Annotated in this window: 13 protein-coding genes; 4 read left to right on the top strand and 9 right to left on the bottom strand. The window is 55.8% G+C overall.

Going from position 1 to position 14,953, the window contains the following annotated elements; all coding sequences use genetic code 11:
• Positions 1-6: 6 nt before the first annotated feature.
• Positions 7-1,926 (bottom strand): 1,4-alpha-glucan branching protein GlgB, encoded by a 1,920-nt coding sequence (gene glgB / locus KXG62_RS06640; protein ID WP_218091149.1) that lies wholly within the window; start codon positions 1,924-1,926, stop codon positions 7-9.
• Positions 1,927-2,185: 259 nt separating this feature from the next.
• Between glgB and KXG62_RS06645 the strand changes: the two genes are divergently transcribed.
• A complete protein-coding gene (locus tag KXG62_RS06645; RefSeq protein ID WP_218091150.1) occupies positions 2,186-3,319 on the top strand; it encodes a peptidylprolyl isomerase in 1,134 nt (377 codons plus the stop codon).
• Positions 3,320-3,511: 192 nt separating this feature from the next.
• On the opposite strand, the gene KXG62_RS06650 is transcribed toward KXG62_RS06645, so the two are convergent.
• Positions 3,512-4,774, bottom strand: a complete 1,263-nt coding sequence (locus tag KXG62_RS06650; protein WP_246627338.1) for a serine hydrolase domain-containing protein — start codon at positions 4,772-4,774, stop codon at positions 3,512-3,514.
• Positions 4,680-4,892: a hypothetical protein gene (locus tag KXG62_RS34020; RefSeq protein WP_246627341.1), complete on the bottom strand. Its 213-nt coding sequence runs from the start codon at positions 4,890-4,892 to the stop codon at positions 4,680-4,682. Before KXG62_RS34020 ends, KXG62_RS06650 begins: the two co-directional genes overlap by 95 nt.
• Positions 4,893-5,175: 283 nt before the next feature.
• Here KXG62_RS34020 and KXG62_RS06655 point away from each other — a divergent pair, with 283 nt between their 5' ends.
• Together KXG62_RS06655 and KXG62_RS06660 are read left to right on the top strand one after the other, a co-directional pair.
• Complete coding sequence (locus tag KXG62_RS06655) at positions 5,176-6,039, top strand: class I SAM-dependent methyltransferase (protein ID WP_218091152.1); 864 nt, start codon at positions 5,176-5,178, stop codon at positions 6,037-6,039.
• A 3-nt stretch (positions 6,040-6,042) separates the two neighbouring features.
• A complete protein-coding gene (locus tag KXG62_RS06660; RefSeq protein ID WP_218091153.1) occupies positions 6,043-6,756 on the top strand; it encodes an RluA family pseudouridine synthase in 714 nt (237 codons plus the stop codon).
• A gap of 57 nt (positions 6,757-6,813) precedes the next feature.
• Here the strand turns inward: KXG62_RS06660 and KXG62_RS06665 are convergent, their stop codons facing one another.
• On the bottom strand, positions 6,814-7,227 hold the full coding sequence (locus tag KXG62_RS06665) for a MarR family winged helix-turn-helix transcriptional regulator (protein WP_218091154.1): 414 nt from the start codon (positions 7,225-7,227) through the stop codon (positions 6,814-6,816).
• 204 nt (positions 7,228-7,431) lie between these two features.
• Between KXG62_RS06665 and KXG62_RS06670 the strand changes: the two genes are divergently transcribed.
• A complete protein-coding gene (locus KXG62_RS06670) occupies positions 7,432-7,599 on the top strand; it encodes a hypothetical protein (RefSeq protein WP_218091155.1) in 168 nt (55 codons plus the stop codon).
• On the opposite strand, the gene gyrA is transcribed toward KXG62_RS06670, so the two are convergent.
• From gyrA to KXG62_RS06695, 5 genes are all read right to left on the bottom strand, one after another.
• Positions 7,596-10,031: a DNA gyrase subunit A gene (gyrA, locus tag KXG62_RS06675; protein WP_218091156.1), complete on the bottom strand. Its 2,436-nt coding sequence runs from the start codon at positions 10,029-10,031 to the stop codon at positions 7,596-7,598. The genes KXG62_RS06670 and gyrA overlap by 4 nt on opposite strands.
• A 15-nt stretch (positions 10,032-10,046) precedes the next feature.
• Positions 10,047-12,020, bottom strand: a complete 1,974-nt coding sequence (gene parE, locus KXG62_RS06680; protein ID WP_218091157.1) for a DNA topoisomerase IV subunit B — start codon at positions 12,018-12,020, stop codon at positions 10,047-10,049.
• Between the two features lie 66 nt (positions 12,021-12,086).
• Complete coding sequence (locus KXG62_RS06685) at positions 12,087-13,079, bottom strand: ABC transporter permease (RefSeq protein ID WP_218091158.1); 993 nt, start codon at positions 13,077-13,079, stop codon at positions 12,087-12,089.
• A complete protein-coding gene (locus tag KXG62_RS06690; RefSeq protein WP_218091159.1) occupies positions 13,072-14,061 on the bottom strand; it encodes an ABC transporter ATP-binding protein in 990 nt (329 codons plus the stop codon). Before KXG62_RS06690 ends, KXG62_RS06685 begins: the two co-directional genes overlap by 8 nt.
• Positions 14,062-14,098: 37 nt before the next feature.
• On the bottom strand, positions 14,099-14,923 hold the full coding sequence (locus tag KXG62_RS06695) for a GDSL-type esterase/lipase family protein (protein ID WP_218091160.1): 825 nt from the start codon (positions 14,921-14,923) through the stop codon (positions 14,099-14,101).
• Positions 14,924-14,953 lie beyond the last annotated feature (30 nt).

Below are 14,953 nucleotides of genomic sequence, written 5' to 3' on the forward strand. Positions count from 1 at the left end.
TTTCCATCACTTTTGGCTTGTGCTGTTGCGGTGAAGGTTCACCGGCTTGAAAAAAACGGTTGCCAGCGGCGGCACCTTGATCTGCAGACTGAACGGCTGATTGTGCCAAGGCCGTTTCCCCGCTTTGAGCATTCCGGCATTCCGCTGGCCGGAGCCGCCGTATTCGCCGGCGTCGCTGTTCAGCAGCTCGACGTAATCGCCGGCCGCCGGGACGCCGATCCGGTACTTCTCATGAAACACCGGGGTAAAATTGCTTACGATAATCAATTGGTCTTCCGGTTTGGACGACTTTCGCATAAAGGTGACGATGCTTTGTTTGTGATCGTGCGGATCGATCCAGGAGAAGCCTTCCGGCCGGTGATCCAGCTCCCAGAGCGAAGCCTCGTGCAAATATACGCGGTTCAAATCGCGAACGAACCGCTGCATGCCGCGATGGCTGTCATAGCCAAGCAGCTCCCAGTCGAGATCCTCCAAATCTTTCCACTCGTCGAACTGCCCGAACTCGCCGCCCATGAAGAGCAGCTTTTTGCCCGGATGCCCCATCATATACCCGTAGAGCGTCCGCAGCCCCGCGAACTTTTGCCAGTAGTCCCCGGGCATTTTGTTCAGCAGCGATTTTTTGCCGTGCACCACCTCGTCATGGGACAGCGGAAGCACGTAGTTCTCCGCGTACGTGTACATGAAGCTGAAGGTGAGCAGTTGATGGCGGCCGTGGCGAAAATACGGGTCCAGCTCCATATACTTCAGCATGTCGTTCATCCAACCCATGTTCCATTTGTAATTGAAGCCGAGGCCTCCGTCGTGCACCGGCGCCGTGACGAGCGGCCAATCGGTGGAATCTTCCGCCATCATCAGCGCGTCCGGGAAATAACGGAACACGGTCTGATTCAGCTTCTTAATAAATTCGATCGCTTCGAGATTCTCTTCCCCGCCACGGGCGTTTTTCACCCATTGCTCGCGCGGCTTGCCGAAATTGAGAAACAGCATGCTGGCGACCGCATCGACGCGCAGACCGTCAATATGGTAGCGATCGAACCAGAAGAGCGCATTGGAGATCAGGAAGCTGACGACTTCCGGCTTGGAGTAGTCGAACGACAAGGTGCCCCATTCGGTTTTTTCCGCTTTGGCCGGGTCGTTATACTCGAACAGCGGCTGCCCGTCGAACTGCCGAAGCCCGTGCTCGTCTTTGACGAAATGGCCCGGCACCCAGTCCATGATGACGCCGATGCCCGCGCTGTGGCAGCGGTCCACGAAATACATGAAATCGGCCGGTGCCCCGAAACGGCTCGTTACGGAGTAATAGCCCGTAGCCTGGTAGCCCCATGAACGGTCATACGGATGCTCGGCCAAAGGCAGCAGCTCGATGTGCGTGTAGCCCATGTCTTTCACATAGGCGACAAGCTCCTCGGCCAGCTCCCGGTAGGTGCGGTGGCTTCCGTCCGGGTTCTTCTTCCACGTCCCCAGATGCACCTCATAAATATTCATCGGCGACCGATAGGCTTGGCAGGTTCTTTTTTGCGTCTGCCAGGCTTGATCCGTCCACGGGTACCCTTCGAGCGAAACGACGCGGGAGGCCGTCCCCGGCTTCAGCTCCGACCAGAATGCATAAGGATCGGCTTTGTACAGCAGCGTGCCGGAGGAGGTCACCATCTCGTACTTGTAATATTCTCCTTCGCGCACCGCGGGTACGAACAGAAACCATACGCCCCATGTGCTGATCTTCTGCATCGGATGCGCCGATCCGTCCCAGCAGTTGAAATCGCCTACCACCCGGACCTGCCTGGCATGCGGCGCCCAGACAGCGAAACGGACGCCGGCTACACCGCCGATAACGGCCGGATGCGCGCCGAGCACACGGTAGCTCTGGAACAAATTGCCCTCATGGAACAAAAACAAGTCCTCCGGGCCGGGGATTAAGCTGTTCACGACCGATTCATCCCCTCTTTGTTTGATTTTTGAGCCTATATAACAGAAATACTACATCGCGCTTTAAATTCCTCTCTGTACATTTATTTTTCACATGTCTACTTTTGGCTGATCACGTCGAATCTTGCGGATGCATTTTATGGAAAAAGCAGGATTTTACAGACCGATGGAGAATTGGTTGTAGCATGCTTCATTCGCCGGGACGCCGGATACGGATGAACCATGACCAAGGTACAGGAAGAGAGGCTTAACGAAGACCATGAACGATAAGGTAAAAGGGCTTGTACTCGGTTTATCGCTGGGCGTGATGATGACCGGATCGATCGCCTTTGCGAGCGGGACACAAATTGAAGTATATTTCCAGAATCTGAAATATATGTTCGACGGCGTGGAGAAAAAACCGACGGAGGGGCAAGGCGCGGGCTTCATCTACAACGGCACGACATACGTACCGCTGCGCTTCGTCAGCGAGGCGCTCGGCAAGGAAGTCGGCTGGGACGCAGAGACCGAGACGATCTGGGTCGGCGCGAATCCGGGTGCCGTCGTCGCCGCTTATCAAGGCGGGCAAGTGAGCCAGAAAGAGCTGGATACGTATATGAAGCTGAACCGCTTCGTCCAATCTTCGGTTGTCGGCAATCCGCAGGATCCGCGATTCGTAGAGACGGCGCTGCGGCATTTGATCGGATACCGCATCCTGGATAGCCGAATGACCGACGACATGAAAGACGCGGTAACGAAAGAGACGGACAGGCAGCTAGAGCAAATCAAACCATTCCTTCAAATGACCCGCGGCGGAGGCGACCTGTCATCGGTTCTCGCGAAGGAAGGGCTTACCGAGGAAGATTTGAACAGCTTCGTGCGGCTGTATGTCGGAGGCAATCAAGTGCTGACTTCGGGGATATCGGATTTGGATATCCGAAATGTGTACGTCGATCAAGCGACCCATCTGCAGCTGCTGTCCGCATCCGTACGTCACATCCTGATCGGCTTCTCCGACCCGAACGGCAACGAGCGCACCAAGGAAGATACGCTCAAGCTCGCGCAAGAGTTAAAGGCGAGACTGGATAAAGGCGAAGATTTTGCGCAGCTGGCCAAGCAGTATTCCGAAGACCCGGGCTCCAAGGATAACGGGGGACTCTACAAGGATGCCATGGTTCGGGATTGGGTGAAACCGTTCGGGGATGCGGTGAAACAGCTGAAACCGAACGAAATCAGCAATCCGGTAGAAACCGATTTCGGCTATCACGTCATTCGCGTCGAGTCGCTAAGAACCCTTCCGCTTGAAGAAGCGAAGGATGCCATCGTTCGGGATTTGCTCAATGAGCATTACAATAAATTCATGAATGACGAGCTGCCGGGGTTGATTGAATCCATCACGCTGCCGAAGAAGTAAACCGGCTGAGCAAGGCTGCTGCTTACTGCTTTTCGAAGCATCATGCATATAAATTATTATCAGGGGCGAGCCGACGAGGCCGCCCCTTTTGCATGGAATTAAGCCGCCGCGACCGGTTACGCGGTTGTCCAATACGCTTCCGATTGCCCATGGCGTATGAACAAAATTTGCAATGTATAAACCTCCCTATTCCTAAGTTAATACGCGACTTCCATGCAGCCGGACAGGCTCGCCTGATTGCAGCGCTTCGGCGACTTCAATGCTAGCCTGCTCCTCCTCAAACGTGCATCTGATCTTGACCGTGTAAGGCGTCTCGATAAACCGCCATTCCATCTCGAAGCTCCCCTCGGCGCTCCACCTCCCGCTTGCGGCGACGGGAAACGAACGGTCCTGCAGCGGCATGCTACTCTTCGCCCAATAACCGATTCCGCACTTGACGGTATGCTTCCCATGACGATCCCACAGCGTAATCTCGCACGTATCTCCTTCATACCGGAGTGACGCGGCATGAACCTGCAATTGATTCTCGGAAAACGCATACCGAACGCCGGGTACCTTGTCGGCGATCGCTGACGCCGCCAGCCCGTTCGTCCCGAGCGGGGAGCAGGCCAGCGCGTCGATACAGCCTGCCAATTCGCTAAAGTTCGCGTCATCGGGAGGCATCGGGCGGTCCTGCATACCAGGCAGCAAATGAGCCCATACGAGATCAAGCACCTCCTGAATCTCCGTCACTCCAGCCATGATGATGAGGACCGCCTCTTGATCGGGCATCACGATGCAGAGCTGTCCCCGCGAACCGTCCGCCCGGTAAGCGCCGTGCTGACTGCGCCAGAAGTGGTAGCCGTACCCACGATAATCCGGCTTCTTCCGCCCCGTTCCAATATGCAGCGACGTCGCTTCGCGGACCCATGCTTCGGAAAGCAGCCGCTTGCCGTCCCACCATCCTTGCTGCAAATATAGCTGCCCGAAACGGGCAATGTGCTCCGGCTTCAACCAAAGTCCCGTGCCTCCGAGATGAATGCCGTCGGGGCAAGCCTCCCATCGCGCACCCTCAATTCCGAGCGGCTCGAACAGCCTCGGCGTCAAATAATCGAGCAGTGTCCGGCCCGTCGCTTCTTGAACAATAGCCGACAGCAAATAGCTGGCGCAGCTGTTATATGCAAAGTGCGTCCCGGGCTCGTACACGATCGGCACATCCAAAAAATCTTGCACCCAATTCGTCATCTCTCGGGTCCTGCTGCTCCAGCATCGGCGTACCGCCATATTCGATTGTCCGGTCGACATCGTCAATAAATGTTTGACGCGCAGGGAACGTATCGGACCGTCGCCAGCTCGCACTCCCAATAAGGGCAGTACGAGGTCATCGACATCGAGCAGCCCTTCGTCCACTGCCAGCCCTACGGCCGTCGAAGCGAAGCTCTTGCAGCGAGAACAGCATTCGCGGCAGCTCCGGATCGTATGGCGCCCACCGCGCCTCTGCCGCCACTTGTCCGTGACGCAGCAGCATGAAGCTGTGCAGGCCGATTTGCCTGGCATCCGCTTCCTTCACAAATGACAAAATGGATGACGGCATAACTCCGACTGCTTCCGGCCTGCATCGGGGGAAAGCAAAAGATAATGGCGGCACGTGCATTCGCTCCTTTCTAATAACAAAGTCCAAAATAACCGGATTAACTATTTTATCCTTTTTCTTACAAATCGGCAGCCCAAAAAACTAGATTCATTCGATCACGATTTTGATCGTATGAACAAACCTCTGCTGCCATGTTGGCGCCGAATTGTGGTATCCGATCGTCAAATCGTGTAGAATGTTTAAGAAACAAGAAACATTTACCGACAAAGGATGGTCCCTATTTATGTTTGCAGCACAGGATTGGAAAGATTACGAGCTGATCGATACCGGAGGCGGGGAAAAACTGGAACGATGGGGCAACATCGTGCTGAGACGTCCCGATCCGCAAATCATTTGGCCGCTGCTGAAAGAAACCGGCCCTTGGCGCGAAGCGGATGCGCATTACCACCGCAGTTCCAGCGGCGGCGGCAGCTGGGAATATAAGAAGCAAATTCCTGAACGATGGACGATCTCTTATAACGGGTTATCGTTTCATATCAAACCGACGAGCTTCAAGCACACCGGACTGTTTCCGGAGCAGGCGGTGAACTGGAGCTGGATGATCGATAAGATCCACAGCGCCGGCAGGCCGATCCGCGTGTTGAACTTGTTCGCATACACCGGCGGCGCATCCGTCGCCTGCGCTTCCGCCGGCGCGGAAGTATGCCATGTCGACGCGTCCAAAGGCGTCGTTACCTGGGCAAAGGAAAACTTGCAGTTATCGGGCCTCGGCGAACGTCCGGTCCGCTTCATCACCGATGACGTGTTCAAGTTCGTCCAGCGCGAGCAGCGCCGCGGCAGCAAATACGACGCGATCATTATGGACCCGCCGTCTTACGGCCGCGGCCCGAACGGAGAAACATGGAAACTCGAAACGAATTTGTTCCCGTTCGTCGAATCATGTATGGACATATTAACGGACAAGCCTTTATTTTTCCTGATCAATTCGTATACGACCGGGTTATCGGCTTCCGTGCTGAAAAATATTCTTTCCCTGTCGATCGCCCGCAAGTACGGCGGAACGATCAGCTGCGGCGAAATCGGACTGCCGATCACCGCCTCCAAGCTGTCGCTGCCGTGCGGCATTCTCGGACGTTGGGAGGCGTAGCTTATGGCTGGCGCTTCCCCTCCGATTCCCGTGCTGTACGAGGATAATCACGTGATCGTCGTCGTGAAGCCTCCGAACGTGCCGACTCAGGAGGACGACTCGCACGACCCGGACATGCTGACATTGATCAAGGCGGACCTCAAGGTACGCCATCACAAGCCAGGCAATGTCTTCCTTGGCCTTGTTCACCGGCTGGACCGTCCGGTCGGCGGCGTCATGGTATTCGCCAAAACGTCCAAAGCGGCTTCGCGCCTGTCCGACGCCGTTCGGACGCGAGACATCCACAAACAATATACGGCGATCGTGCACGGCAAGCCGAAAGAACCGCAAGGCCGGCTGAAGCATCATCTGCTCAAAGATGCGAAGACGAACACTGTCGCCGTCGTTCCGGCCGGCAAACCAGGCGCCAAGGAGGCGCTGCTCGATTACAGTGTGACCGGTCATGCCGACGGGCTGTCGCGCGTTCAGATCGAGCTGCACACGGGCCGGCCGCACCAGATTCGCGTGCAATTCGCGGCCATCGGCTGCCCGCTGGTCGGCGATCAGCGGTACGGCGGACAACACGCAGCGCCAGGGCAGCAGATTGCGCTCTGGTCGACGGAGCTCGGGTTCGCCCATCCGGTGACCAAGGAAGCGCTGCGCTTCACCTCCGCCCCGCCGCGCAGCTATCCGTGGATGTTGTGGGATGTAACGCGTATGCCGAGCGGAATCCTATGAGCGGAAACAAAACAGACCTCCCGGTGTGCGTACACCGCATGGAGGTCTGTTTTTCTATCAAGCGTGCGCTACTTTCCCCAGCAAATAAACGAGCAGCTGCTGATTATGCGACGAAATGCGGCTCAAGTACGTTTGCAAAAATTGTTCGCGGATAGCAATACCGCGCTCACATTCTTGCCGTCCTTTGCCCGTCACCAGCACCCAAACGATGCGCCGGTCCTTCTCGTCCCGTTCTCTAGCGATCAGCTCGCTCTTCTCCATCCGGTCCAGCAGCGTCGTGATGGCCGCAGGCGTCGTATCCAGATAGTCGATAAAGTCAGACGGCTTCATCTTCTCCTTGCCCGAATACATCAGCAGCTCCAGCACCTTCAGTTGGCCTTCCGTCAGCGTCGGCGCAAGCTCGGTCTCCATGTGCGTGCGCAAATCTTTGGACACTTTCCACCACAGCTTGGCAAATTCCTGGGTAATCATAGCACCACCACTCCCGTGAAATATCCAATGTTTTCCCTTATTATAGCATTCTTGCAAGTGCATTAAAAGGTTAATAGCATGAATATTTTAGGACATGAAGCGATAAAATGATGTACCTTTTGACGAGCTTCAACATATATTGCAACCATGATCGTCGCCTATCGGCGGAGCTTGTCATATCGTGAATCAGGGGAGAGAACGGCTATGGACGAAAGGAAAATGAAAATCGGCGAGCTGGCGCTCCAGAAAGGAATTATAAACGACCCAAACTGGCTCGAAAAGCTGGACGATTCGATGCCGGTCTGGGCCGTTCTTGAAATGCTGCTTGGAGTAATGGAGAAGCTGGAGACGAACTATTCCAGCTATGACTAAACGAATTTCAGCAAATTGATGACGCTGTCGGTTTTGTCGATGGAAACGACTTGTTTCCCTGTCGACTTGCGGTCGTCAATCGGCGTCTGCTCGGTCGAGAACGTGACCCGCTCTCCGCTGCCGAGCATGGCCGCGATATCGAACGGCTCTTTGACCGTGTATGCGCACACAAGCTTGGTGCCGTTCGGCTTCACCCGCTTGCCTTCTTTGAATTCAAACGTAATGATGCCTTTGCCGCCGCGCCCTTGCACAGGGTAATCGACGACAAGGGAACGTTTGGCGTAGCCGTGATCGGAGATGACAACCACTTCTCCTTCATCGCCGTCGATCCAATCGGCTGCGACGATCTCGTCGTCATCCTTCAGCTGAATCCCGCGAACGCCGCCCGCGGCGCGCCCCATCGGGTTGACTTCATCTTCCTTGAAACGAATCGACATGCCCTGCTTGGTGACCAGCAGCAAATCTTTGCCTCCGGCGCTCAGCAGCACGTTCAGCACGGCGTCCTGCTCGGCTACTTTGCAGGCGACGATACCGATAGACCGGTTCGTTGCATATTCCTTCAGATCCGTGCGTTTCACTTGCCCTTTACGGGTGACGAACACAAGCGATTTGCCCGCTTCTTCGAAATCTTTGACGGGAATCACATCGACGATCCGGTCGTCCTTCGGAATCGGAATCACATTGACGATCGCCGTCCCGTTGTCTTTCCACTTATACTCCGGTATTTGATGCACAGGCAGCAGGAAGTACTGCCCTTTTTGCGTGAAGATCAGCAGGTTCTCCAGCGTATTGACATCGAACAAGTGGCGCAGGTAGTCGCCTTCCTTGAGCCCCGTCTTGTCGATCTCGCCGCCGGAGCGGATGAAGGACAGCTTCCCGGTACGCTTGATATACCCGTCGTTCGATAGCGTGACGAACACATCCTCGGCCGTAACCATCACTTCCAGATTGACCTTCAGTTCTTCGACCTCATCCTGTATATCGGAACGGCGATTGATGCCGTATTTTTCGCGAATTTGCGTGATTTCGTCTTTGATCACGGCAAGCAGCTTCTTCTCGCTGCCCAATATCCCTTGAAGATACGCCACCGTCTTCTGGACTTCCTTCAGTTCTTTCTCCAGCGAGTGAATTTCCAGATTGGTCAAGCGGTACAGCTGCAGCGTCAAGATCGCGTCGGCTTGCCGTTCGGTGAAGCCGAATTTTTGAACGAGGTTATTCTGCGCATCCTGACGATTCTTGGAAGCTTTTATCGTCGCGATCACTTCGTCCAAAATATTGAGCGCCTTTACCAAGCCCTCCAACACATGAGCGCGGTCAAGCGCCTTCTCCAGCTCGTATTGGGAGCGGTGCGTTACGACTTCTCTCTGGTGCTGGATATACGCCCCAAGCATCTCGATCAGCCCGAGCTGCCGCGGCGTTTTGTTCACGATGGCGACCATGTTGAAATTATACGCCACCTGCAGGTCGGTCTTCTTGAGCAAGTACGCGAGGATCCCCTGCGCATCCGCATCCTTCTTCAGCTCGACGACAATTCGTAAGCCTTCGCGGCCGCTCTCGTCGCGCACTTCGGTAATGCCCTCGATTTTTTTCTCCAGGCGAATGTTCTCCATCGCCGTCACAAGCCGCGATTTAACGACCTGATACGGGATTTCGGTAATGACGATCTGCTGACGCCCGCCGCGCATGTCTTCGATCGCCGTGCGCCCGCGCAAATAAATGCGGCCGCGACCCGTGCGGTACGCTTCGCGAATGCCGTCCGAGCCCATAATGATGCCCCCGGTCGGAAAGTCCGGTCCGCGGACGATGCTCATCAAGTCCTCCAGCGTTGAATCGGGACGGTCGATCAAGGCGATGCACGCATCGATCACCTCGCGCAGGCTGTGCGGCGGAATTTCCGTTGCAAAGCCGGAAGAGATGCCGCTGACGCCGTTGACGAGCAGATTCGGAAAGCGCGAAGGGAGCACGACCGGCTCCTTCGTCGAATTGTCGAAGTTATCCTTGAACTGCACGGTGCGCTTCTCGATGTCCCGCAGCAGTTCCATCGCGATCTCGGACAGCCGCGCCTCCGTATAGCGCATTGCCGCTGCAGGGTCATCGTCCAGCGACCCCCAGTTCCCGTGCCCGTCGATCAGCACATGGCCCATCTTCCACGGCTGCGCCATCCGCACCATCCCGTCATAAATCGATGCGTCGCCGTGGGGATGGTAGTTGCCCATGACGTCCCCGACGGTTTTGGCCGATTTGCGGTACGGCTTGTCCGGCGTGTTGCCGGCATCGTACATGGCGTACAAAATACGCCGCTGTACCGGTTTTAAACCATCGCGCACGTCCGGGATCGCGCGGTCTTGAATAATATATTTGGAATACCGGCCGAAGCGGTCCCCGACAACCTCTTCGAGAAAGGCCGGCAAAAAATTTTCTGGTATGCTCAACCGTAAGGCCCCCCGTTATTCTTCGTATTCCGTGAAGTCCACATTCTCGATAATCCAGCGCTTGCGCGGATCCACTTTGTCTCCCATCAGTGTGGACACGCGGCGCTCGGCTTTCGCCGCATCCTCGATCTGCACCTTCAGCAAGGTGCGCGTCGCCGGATCCATCGTCGTTTCCCACAGCTGGTCCGGGTTCATTTCGCCGAGACCTTTGTACCGCTGCAGCTCGATATTTTTGCCGAGCTCCTTGGTTAAAACGTTCAACTGCTCGTCGGTCCAAGCGTAGCGAATCGAGCTGTTCTTGCCCGCCTTCTTCGTCACTTTGAAGAGCGGGGGCTGGGCGATGTACACTTTGCCCGCATCGATCAGCGGCTTCATGTACCGGTAGAAAAACGTCAGCAGCAGCACCTGAATATGAGCACCGTCGGTGTCGGCGTCGGTCATAATAATAATTTTCGCATAATTGCTTTCCGATTCGTCAAACTCCGGTCCGACCCCCGCTCCGATTGCGGCGATAATCGCCTTGTACTCATCGTTCTTCATAATGTCGAGCAGCTTGGCCTTCTCCGGATTCATCGGCTTGCCCTTCAGCGGCAGAATCGCCTGATGGCGGGAATCGCGCCCTTGCTTGGCAGAACCGCCGGCAGAGTCCCCTTCCACGATAAACAGCTCGTTGCGCGTGTAGTCCTTCGACTGCGCCGGCGTCAGCTTGCCGCCGAGGTTCGAGCTCTCGCTCTTCCCTTTCTTGCCGCTGCGTACTTCTTCCCGCGCTTTGCGTGCCGCTTCGCGGGCTTTGGCAGACTGAATCGCCTTCTTCATGACCAGCTGCGCCACTTGCGGGTTCTCCTCGAGGAACACCGCCATCTTATCGGACACGACGGAATCCACCGCGCTGCGCGCCGATGCGCTGCCGAGCTGGTCCTTCGTCTGGCCAACGAATTCGACTTCGCCCATCTTGATATTGATGACCGCCATCATGCCTTCGCGCAAATCCTGGCCGTCGAGATTTTTCTCCTTCTCCTTGAGCATGCCGCTCTTGCGCGCATACTCGTTCATGACCCGCGTGTACGCCGTCTTGAAGCCGGTTTCGTGCGTGCCTCCGCCGCGCGTAGGAATCGAGTTGACGAATGAAACGAGCGTCTCGGTATATCCGTCGTTATACTGCAGCGCCACTTCGACCTCGATCTCGTCCTTTTCGGAGACGAAATGAATGACATCGTGGAGCACGGCCTTTTCCTCGTTCAAAAATTGCACGAATTGGCTCGCGCCGCCTTCGTATTGGAATTCCTCCTTCTTGTCCGCGCGCTCGTCGGTGAGCGTCACTTTCAGACCGGAGTTCAAAAATGCGATTTCCTGCAGGCGCTCGTACAGCGTGTCGAAATTGATCGTCGTTCCGCTTTGAAAAACGCGTTTATCCGGCTTGAACGTTACTTTCGTGCCGGTTTTGCGCGTCGTTCCGATCACTTCCAGCCCCGTCACCGGTTCGCCGACATGCTCCTTGTCTTGCTTGTCCATCCAATATTCGAAGCGTTGGCGATGAATTTTGCCTTCGCGGTATATTTCCACTTCCAGCCATTCCGACAAGGCGTTCGTCACGGAGGCGCCGACGCCGTGCAGGCCGCCTGACTTCTTATATCCTCCGCCGCCAAACTTCCCGCCCGCATGCAAAATCGTAAAGACGACCTGCGGGGTTGGAATGCCCGTCTTATGCATCCCCGTTGGAATGCCGCGCCCGTTGTCATACACCGTGACCGACTGATCCTTGTGGATCGTCACGTCGATCTGCGAGCAAAATTTGGCCAAGTGCTCGTCGACGGCATTATCAACGATCTCCCAAACGAGATGATGAAGCCCCGAAGCGCTCGTGCTGCCGATGTACATCCCCGGCCGTTTGCGGACTGCCACGAGCCCTTCGAGCACTTGTATGTCGTCAGCGCCGTAATCCTGCGGCGCCGCTGTCTTGTTGCCGAAAATATCGAGTTGTTCCGCCAAAATTGCAGCCTCCCTAAACGCGTAAGTCATCCAATCAGCTAAAATGCATTATAACATTTGAACGAATTAGTTCAACACATCTTTTTTCGTGAATGCGGTAAAAGAAACGAGCACCGACACAATTCCCCAAACGGTCAGCACGGCCAGGGAGAATGGCAAATTCATGCCTTTGATTGGCGGAAGCGCCCCGCTCAAATAATCGGTCAGCTTCAAATTGACCATAAATAAATATTTTGCCGTCTCCCAGGAAGAGACCATATTGGTTAGGATGGAGCCGGAGATCAGCACCGCAAGCATGATCCCCATGCCGGCCGCCGTGCTGCGCACGAGCACCGAGAACATGAGCGTCATGACGCCGACGATCAGCGCCGAATACCAGACCAGACCGAACTCCATAATCAAGTAAAGCCACTGCCCCACCGGGCGGACGTTCGAGAAGTCGACCTCCGTCCCGCTTACCTGAAATCCGAAAAATACCGGCATATCCCATCCGCCGTAGCCGAACACGACCCCTGAGATCACATAACAGAGCAGGCCGGTCGCCAGCACGATAAACGAGACGGACAGCATGATCGTGATCAGCTTGCTCATCAGCACCTTCCACCGTCTGACGGGACGGGTCAGCAGCAGCTTGATCGTTCCCGACGTATGCTCGCCGGAGACGAGATCGGACGCGACGACCATGACCATGAGCGGAATGAAAAGCCCGACGGCGTTTTTTACAAACTCTCTTGTAAAGGTTACCCCGTTCGGTGACGCCGGATTCACATCTTTATCCAAGTAGTACTGGGCAAGCTTTACTTCAACCCGCCGCCACTGCTTCCATTCCTCGGGCATTCGGTTGCTTCCGATGCTTCGCGTATAATCGACAATTTTCTGCCGCTGCTCCGCGCGCCAATCGGTCGTCCCGAACTGCTTCTGATTGTTTTGCGTCACTTTCATCTGCGCGTATGTAAACATCGGGATGATCGCCGCGAGAATGAGCAGCACGACGAGCAGCCGGCGTTTTTTTACAAGCTTGATGCATTCGTTCTTGACGAGCGGATACAGACTAACCAATGCGCTCCCCCTCCGTCAGCTTCAAGAATAAGTCCTCCAGTGTCGGGTGCTTCAGCTCAATGCCGTACAGTTGAACGCCGGAATCGACCATCCTGCTGGAAAGCGCCGGTATCCGCTCCGGAGGCATCTCCGTGACGATCCGCTCGGCCAGCTCCCTCTGCCCGGCTGCTCCGGCGTTCCCCTGCTCCGGTTCGCCCAGCGCCAGCACCTTGACTTCCTCGTCCGCATGCAAAATCGACAGCGCGGGCGCCGCAGGGTGGACGCGCCAAACGACAGTGCCGACAGATTCGTCGATTAATGTCGAAACTTCGCCCACACGAATCACTTCGCCGTGGCTTATAATGGCGACCCGATCGCACAATTGCTGAATTTCGCTGAGCAAATGGCTGGAGACGAACAGGCTGAGCCCCTGATCCGCCAGCCGCCTTATAAATTCCCGCAGCTCCTTGATGCCTTGGGGATCGAGACCGTTGGTCGGCTCGTCCAAAATAAGCAGCTTCGGATCGTTCAGCAGCGCCTGGGCAATGCCGAGCCGCTGACGCATGCCGAGCGAATACGTCTTCACCTTGTCGTGAATGCGATGATCCATTCCTACAATCTCGGCCACTTCATGAATGCGCTGATCGGTAATTCCCGGCAGCATTCGGGCAAAATGCTCGAGATTTTCCCAGCCGCTCAAGTACGGGTACAGCTCCGGATTTTCGACGATACAGCCCACGTATTGCAGCGCTTCGTCATGCTCCTTCTGCACGTCGTAACCGCAGATCGAGATCGATCCTTCCGTCGGCCGGATCAGATCGACGAGCATGCGGATCGTCGTCGTCTTGCCGGAGCCGTTCGGTCCCAGAAATCCGAAGATTTCCCCTGCTCCCACTTCGAAAGAAATCCCTTTAATGATGAGCCGTTTGCCGATTCGTTTTTTTACGTTTTGCACCGATAGTACGATCTTCGCGTCTCTTCCTTTACCGGCCGCTTCTCCCACGGTGCCAGTCCCCCTTACGCATATTCAAGCAACGGCGTCATTGCAGCACGTCCGCGATCCGCTGCGCCATTCGTTCATAGCCGTATTGATTCGGGTGAAAATGATCGCTGTACAAATATTTATTCAAATTCAGCTCGAACAAATCGTACGTCGGCACAACCGTAATGTTCGTACGGCGATTGGCCATCTCGAATGCTGCGGTGTTCCACTGCTGCACAATCGGCCCTCCCACGCGGTTCGTATCCAGATCCGAGAACGGATGGTACAGTCCGACATACAAAATCTTCGCTTTCGGGTTCGCCGCGGATACGCGGTCGAAGATTTGTTCCAGCCGCTTCAACGCTTCCGGAATTCGCTTCGCCGCCGCGGCGGGATTGAAGCCGTCATCGTTTTGCCCGCCGAATAGGTCGGCGCCCCCTTCGAACAAGTCGTTGCCGCCGATCGTAAGCAGCACGAGGTCGGCTTCCCCGATCGATGCCGCAATGTCTTGTTTCGCATCCCAGTCCTTGAGCAGATCGGCAGTGCGGAAGCCCGGGATAGCGAAATTATTGTACACAAAAACCGGCTTGCCGAGCTGCTTCTCCAGCTTGTCCCGCAGTTGTCCGACATAGCCTTTGCCCGTCAGATCGCCGGTCCCCGCGGTCAGCGAATCGCCGAGTGCAACGATGCGAATCTGTTCCTTGGCTTCCCATGCCTCTTGATTCGAAGGCTGCTCCGGCTTGGGCGTGGCTGGCGTTTCCGATGCAGCCGGCTTCGGGAACATGATCTGATTGACGGCATAAATAAAGCCGAATGCGCATAGCAGCGTAGACAGCAGCGCGGTTACGCCGACGATGCGCCATAACCATTTTGTCGAAATCATGCGAAATCCCCTGCGCTCTCTTCAAGTTTC

Source organism: Paenibacillus solanacearum, from assembly GCF_910593845.1.
GTDB classification, from domain to species: domain Bacteria; phylum Bacillota; class Bacilli; order Paenibacillales; family NBRC-103111; genus Paenibacillus_G; species Paenibacillus_G solanacearum.

Excerpts from the sequence above, each read along its gene's own strand:
- KXG62_RS06645 (WP_218091150.1), top strand. The coding sequence starts at position 2,186 with ATGAACGATAAGGTAAAAGGGCTTGTACTCGGTTTATCGCTGGGCGTG.
- KXG62_RS34020 (WP_246627341.1), bottom strand. The coding sequence starts at position 4,892 with ATGCCGTCATCCATTTTGTCATTTGTGAAGGAAGCGGATGCCAGGCAA.
- KXG62_RS06655 (WP_218091152.1), top strand. The coding sequence starts at position 5,176 with ATGTTTGCAGCACAGGATTGGAAAGATTACGAGCTGATCGATACCGGA.
- KXG62_RS06660 (WP_218091153.1), top strand. The coding sequence starts at position 6,043 with ATGGCTGGCGCTTCCCCTCCGATTCCCGTGCTGTACGAGGATAATCAC.
- KXG62_RS06665 (WP_218091154.1), bottom strand. The coding sequence starts at position 7,227 with ATGATTACCCAGGAATTTGCCAAGCTGTGGTGGAAAGTGTCCAAAGAT.
- KXG62_RS06670 (WP_218091155.1), top strand. The coding sequence starts at position 7,432 with ATGGACGAAAGGAAAATGAAAATCGGCGAGCTGGCGCTCCAGAAAGGA.
- KXG62_RS06695 (WP_218091160.1), bottom strand. The coding sequence starts at position 14,923 with ATGATTTCGACAAAATGGTTATGGCGCATCGTCGGCGTAACCGCGCTG.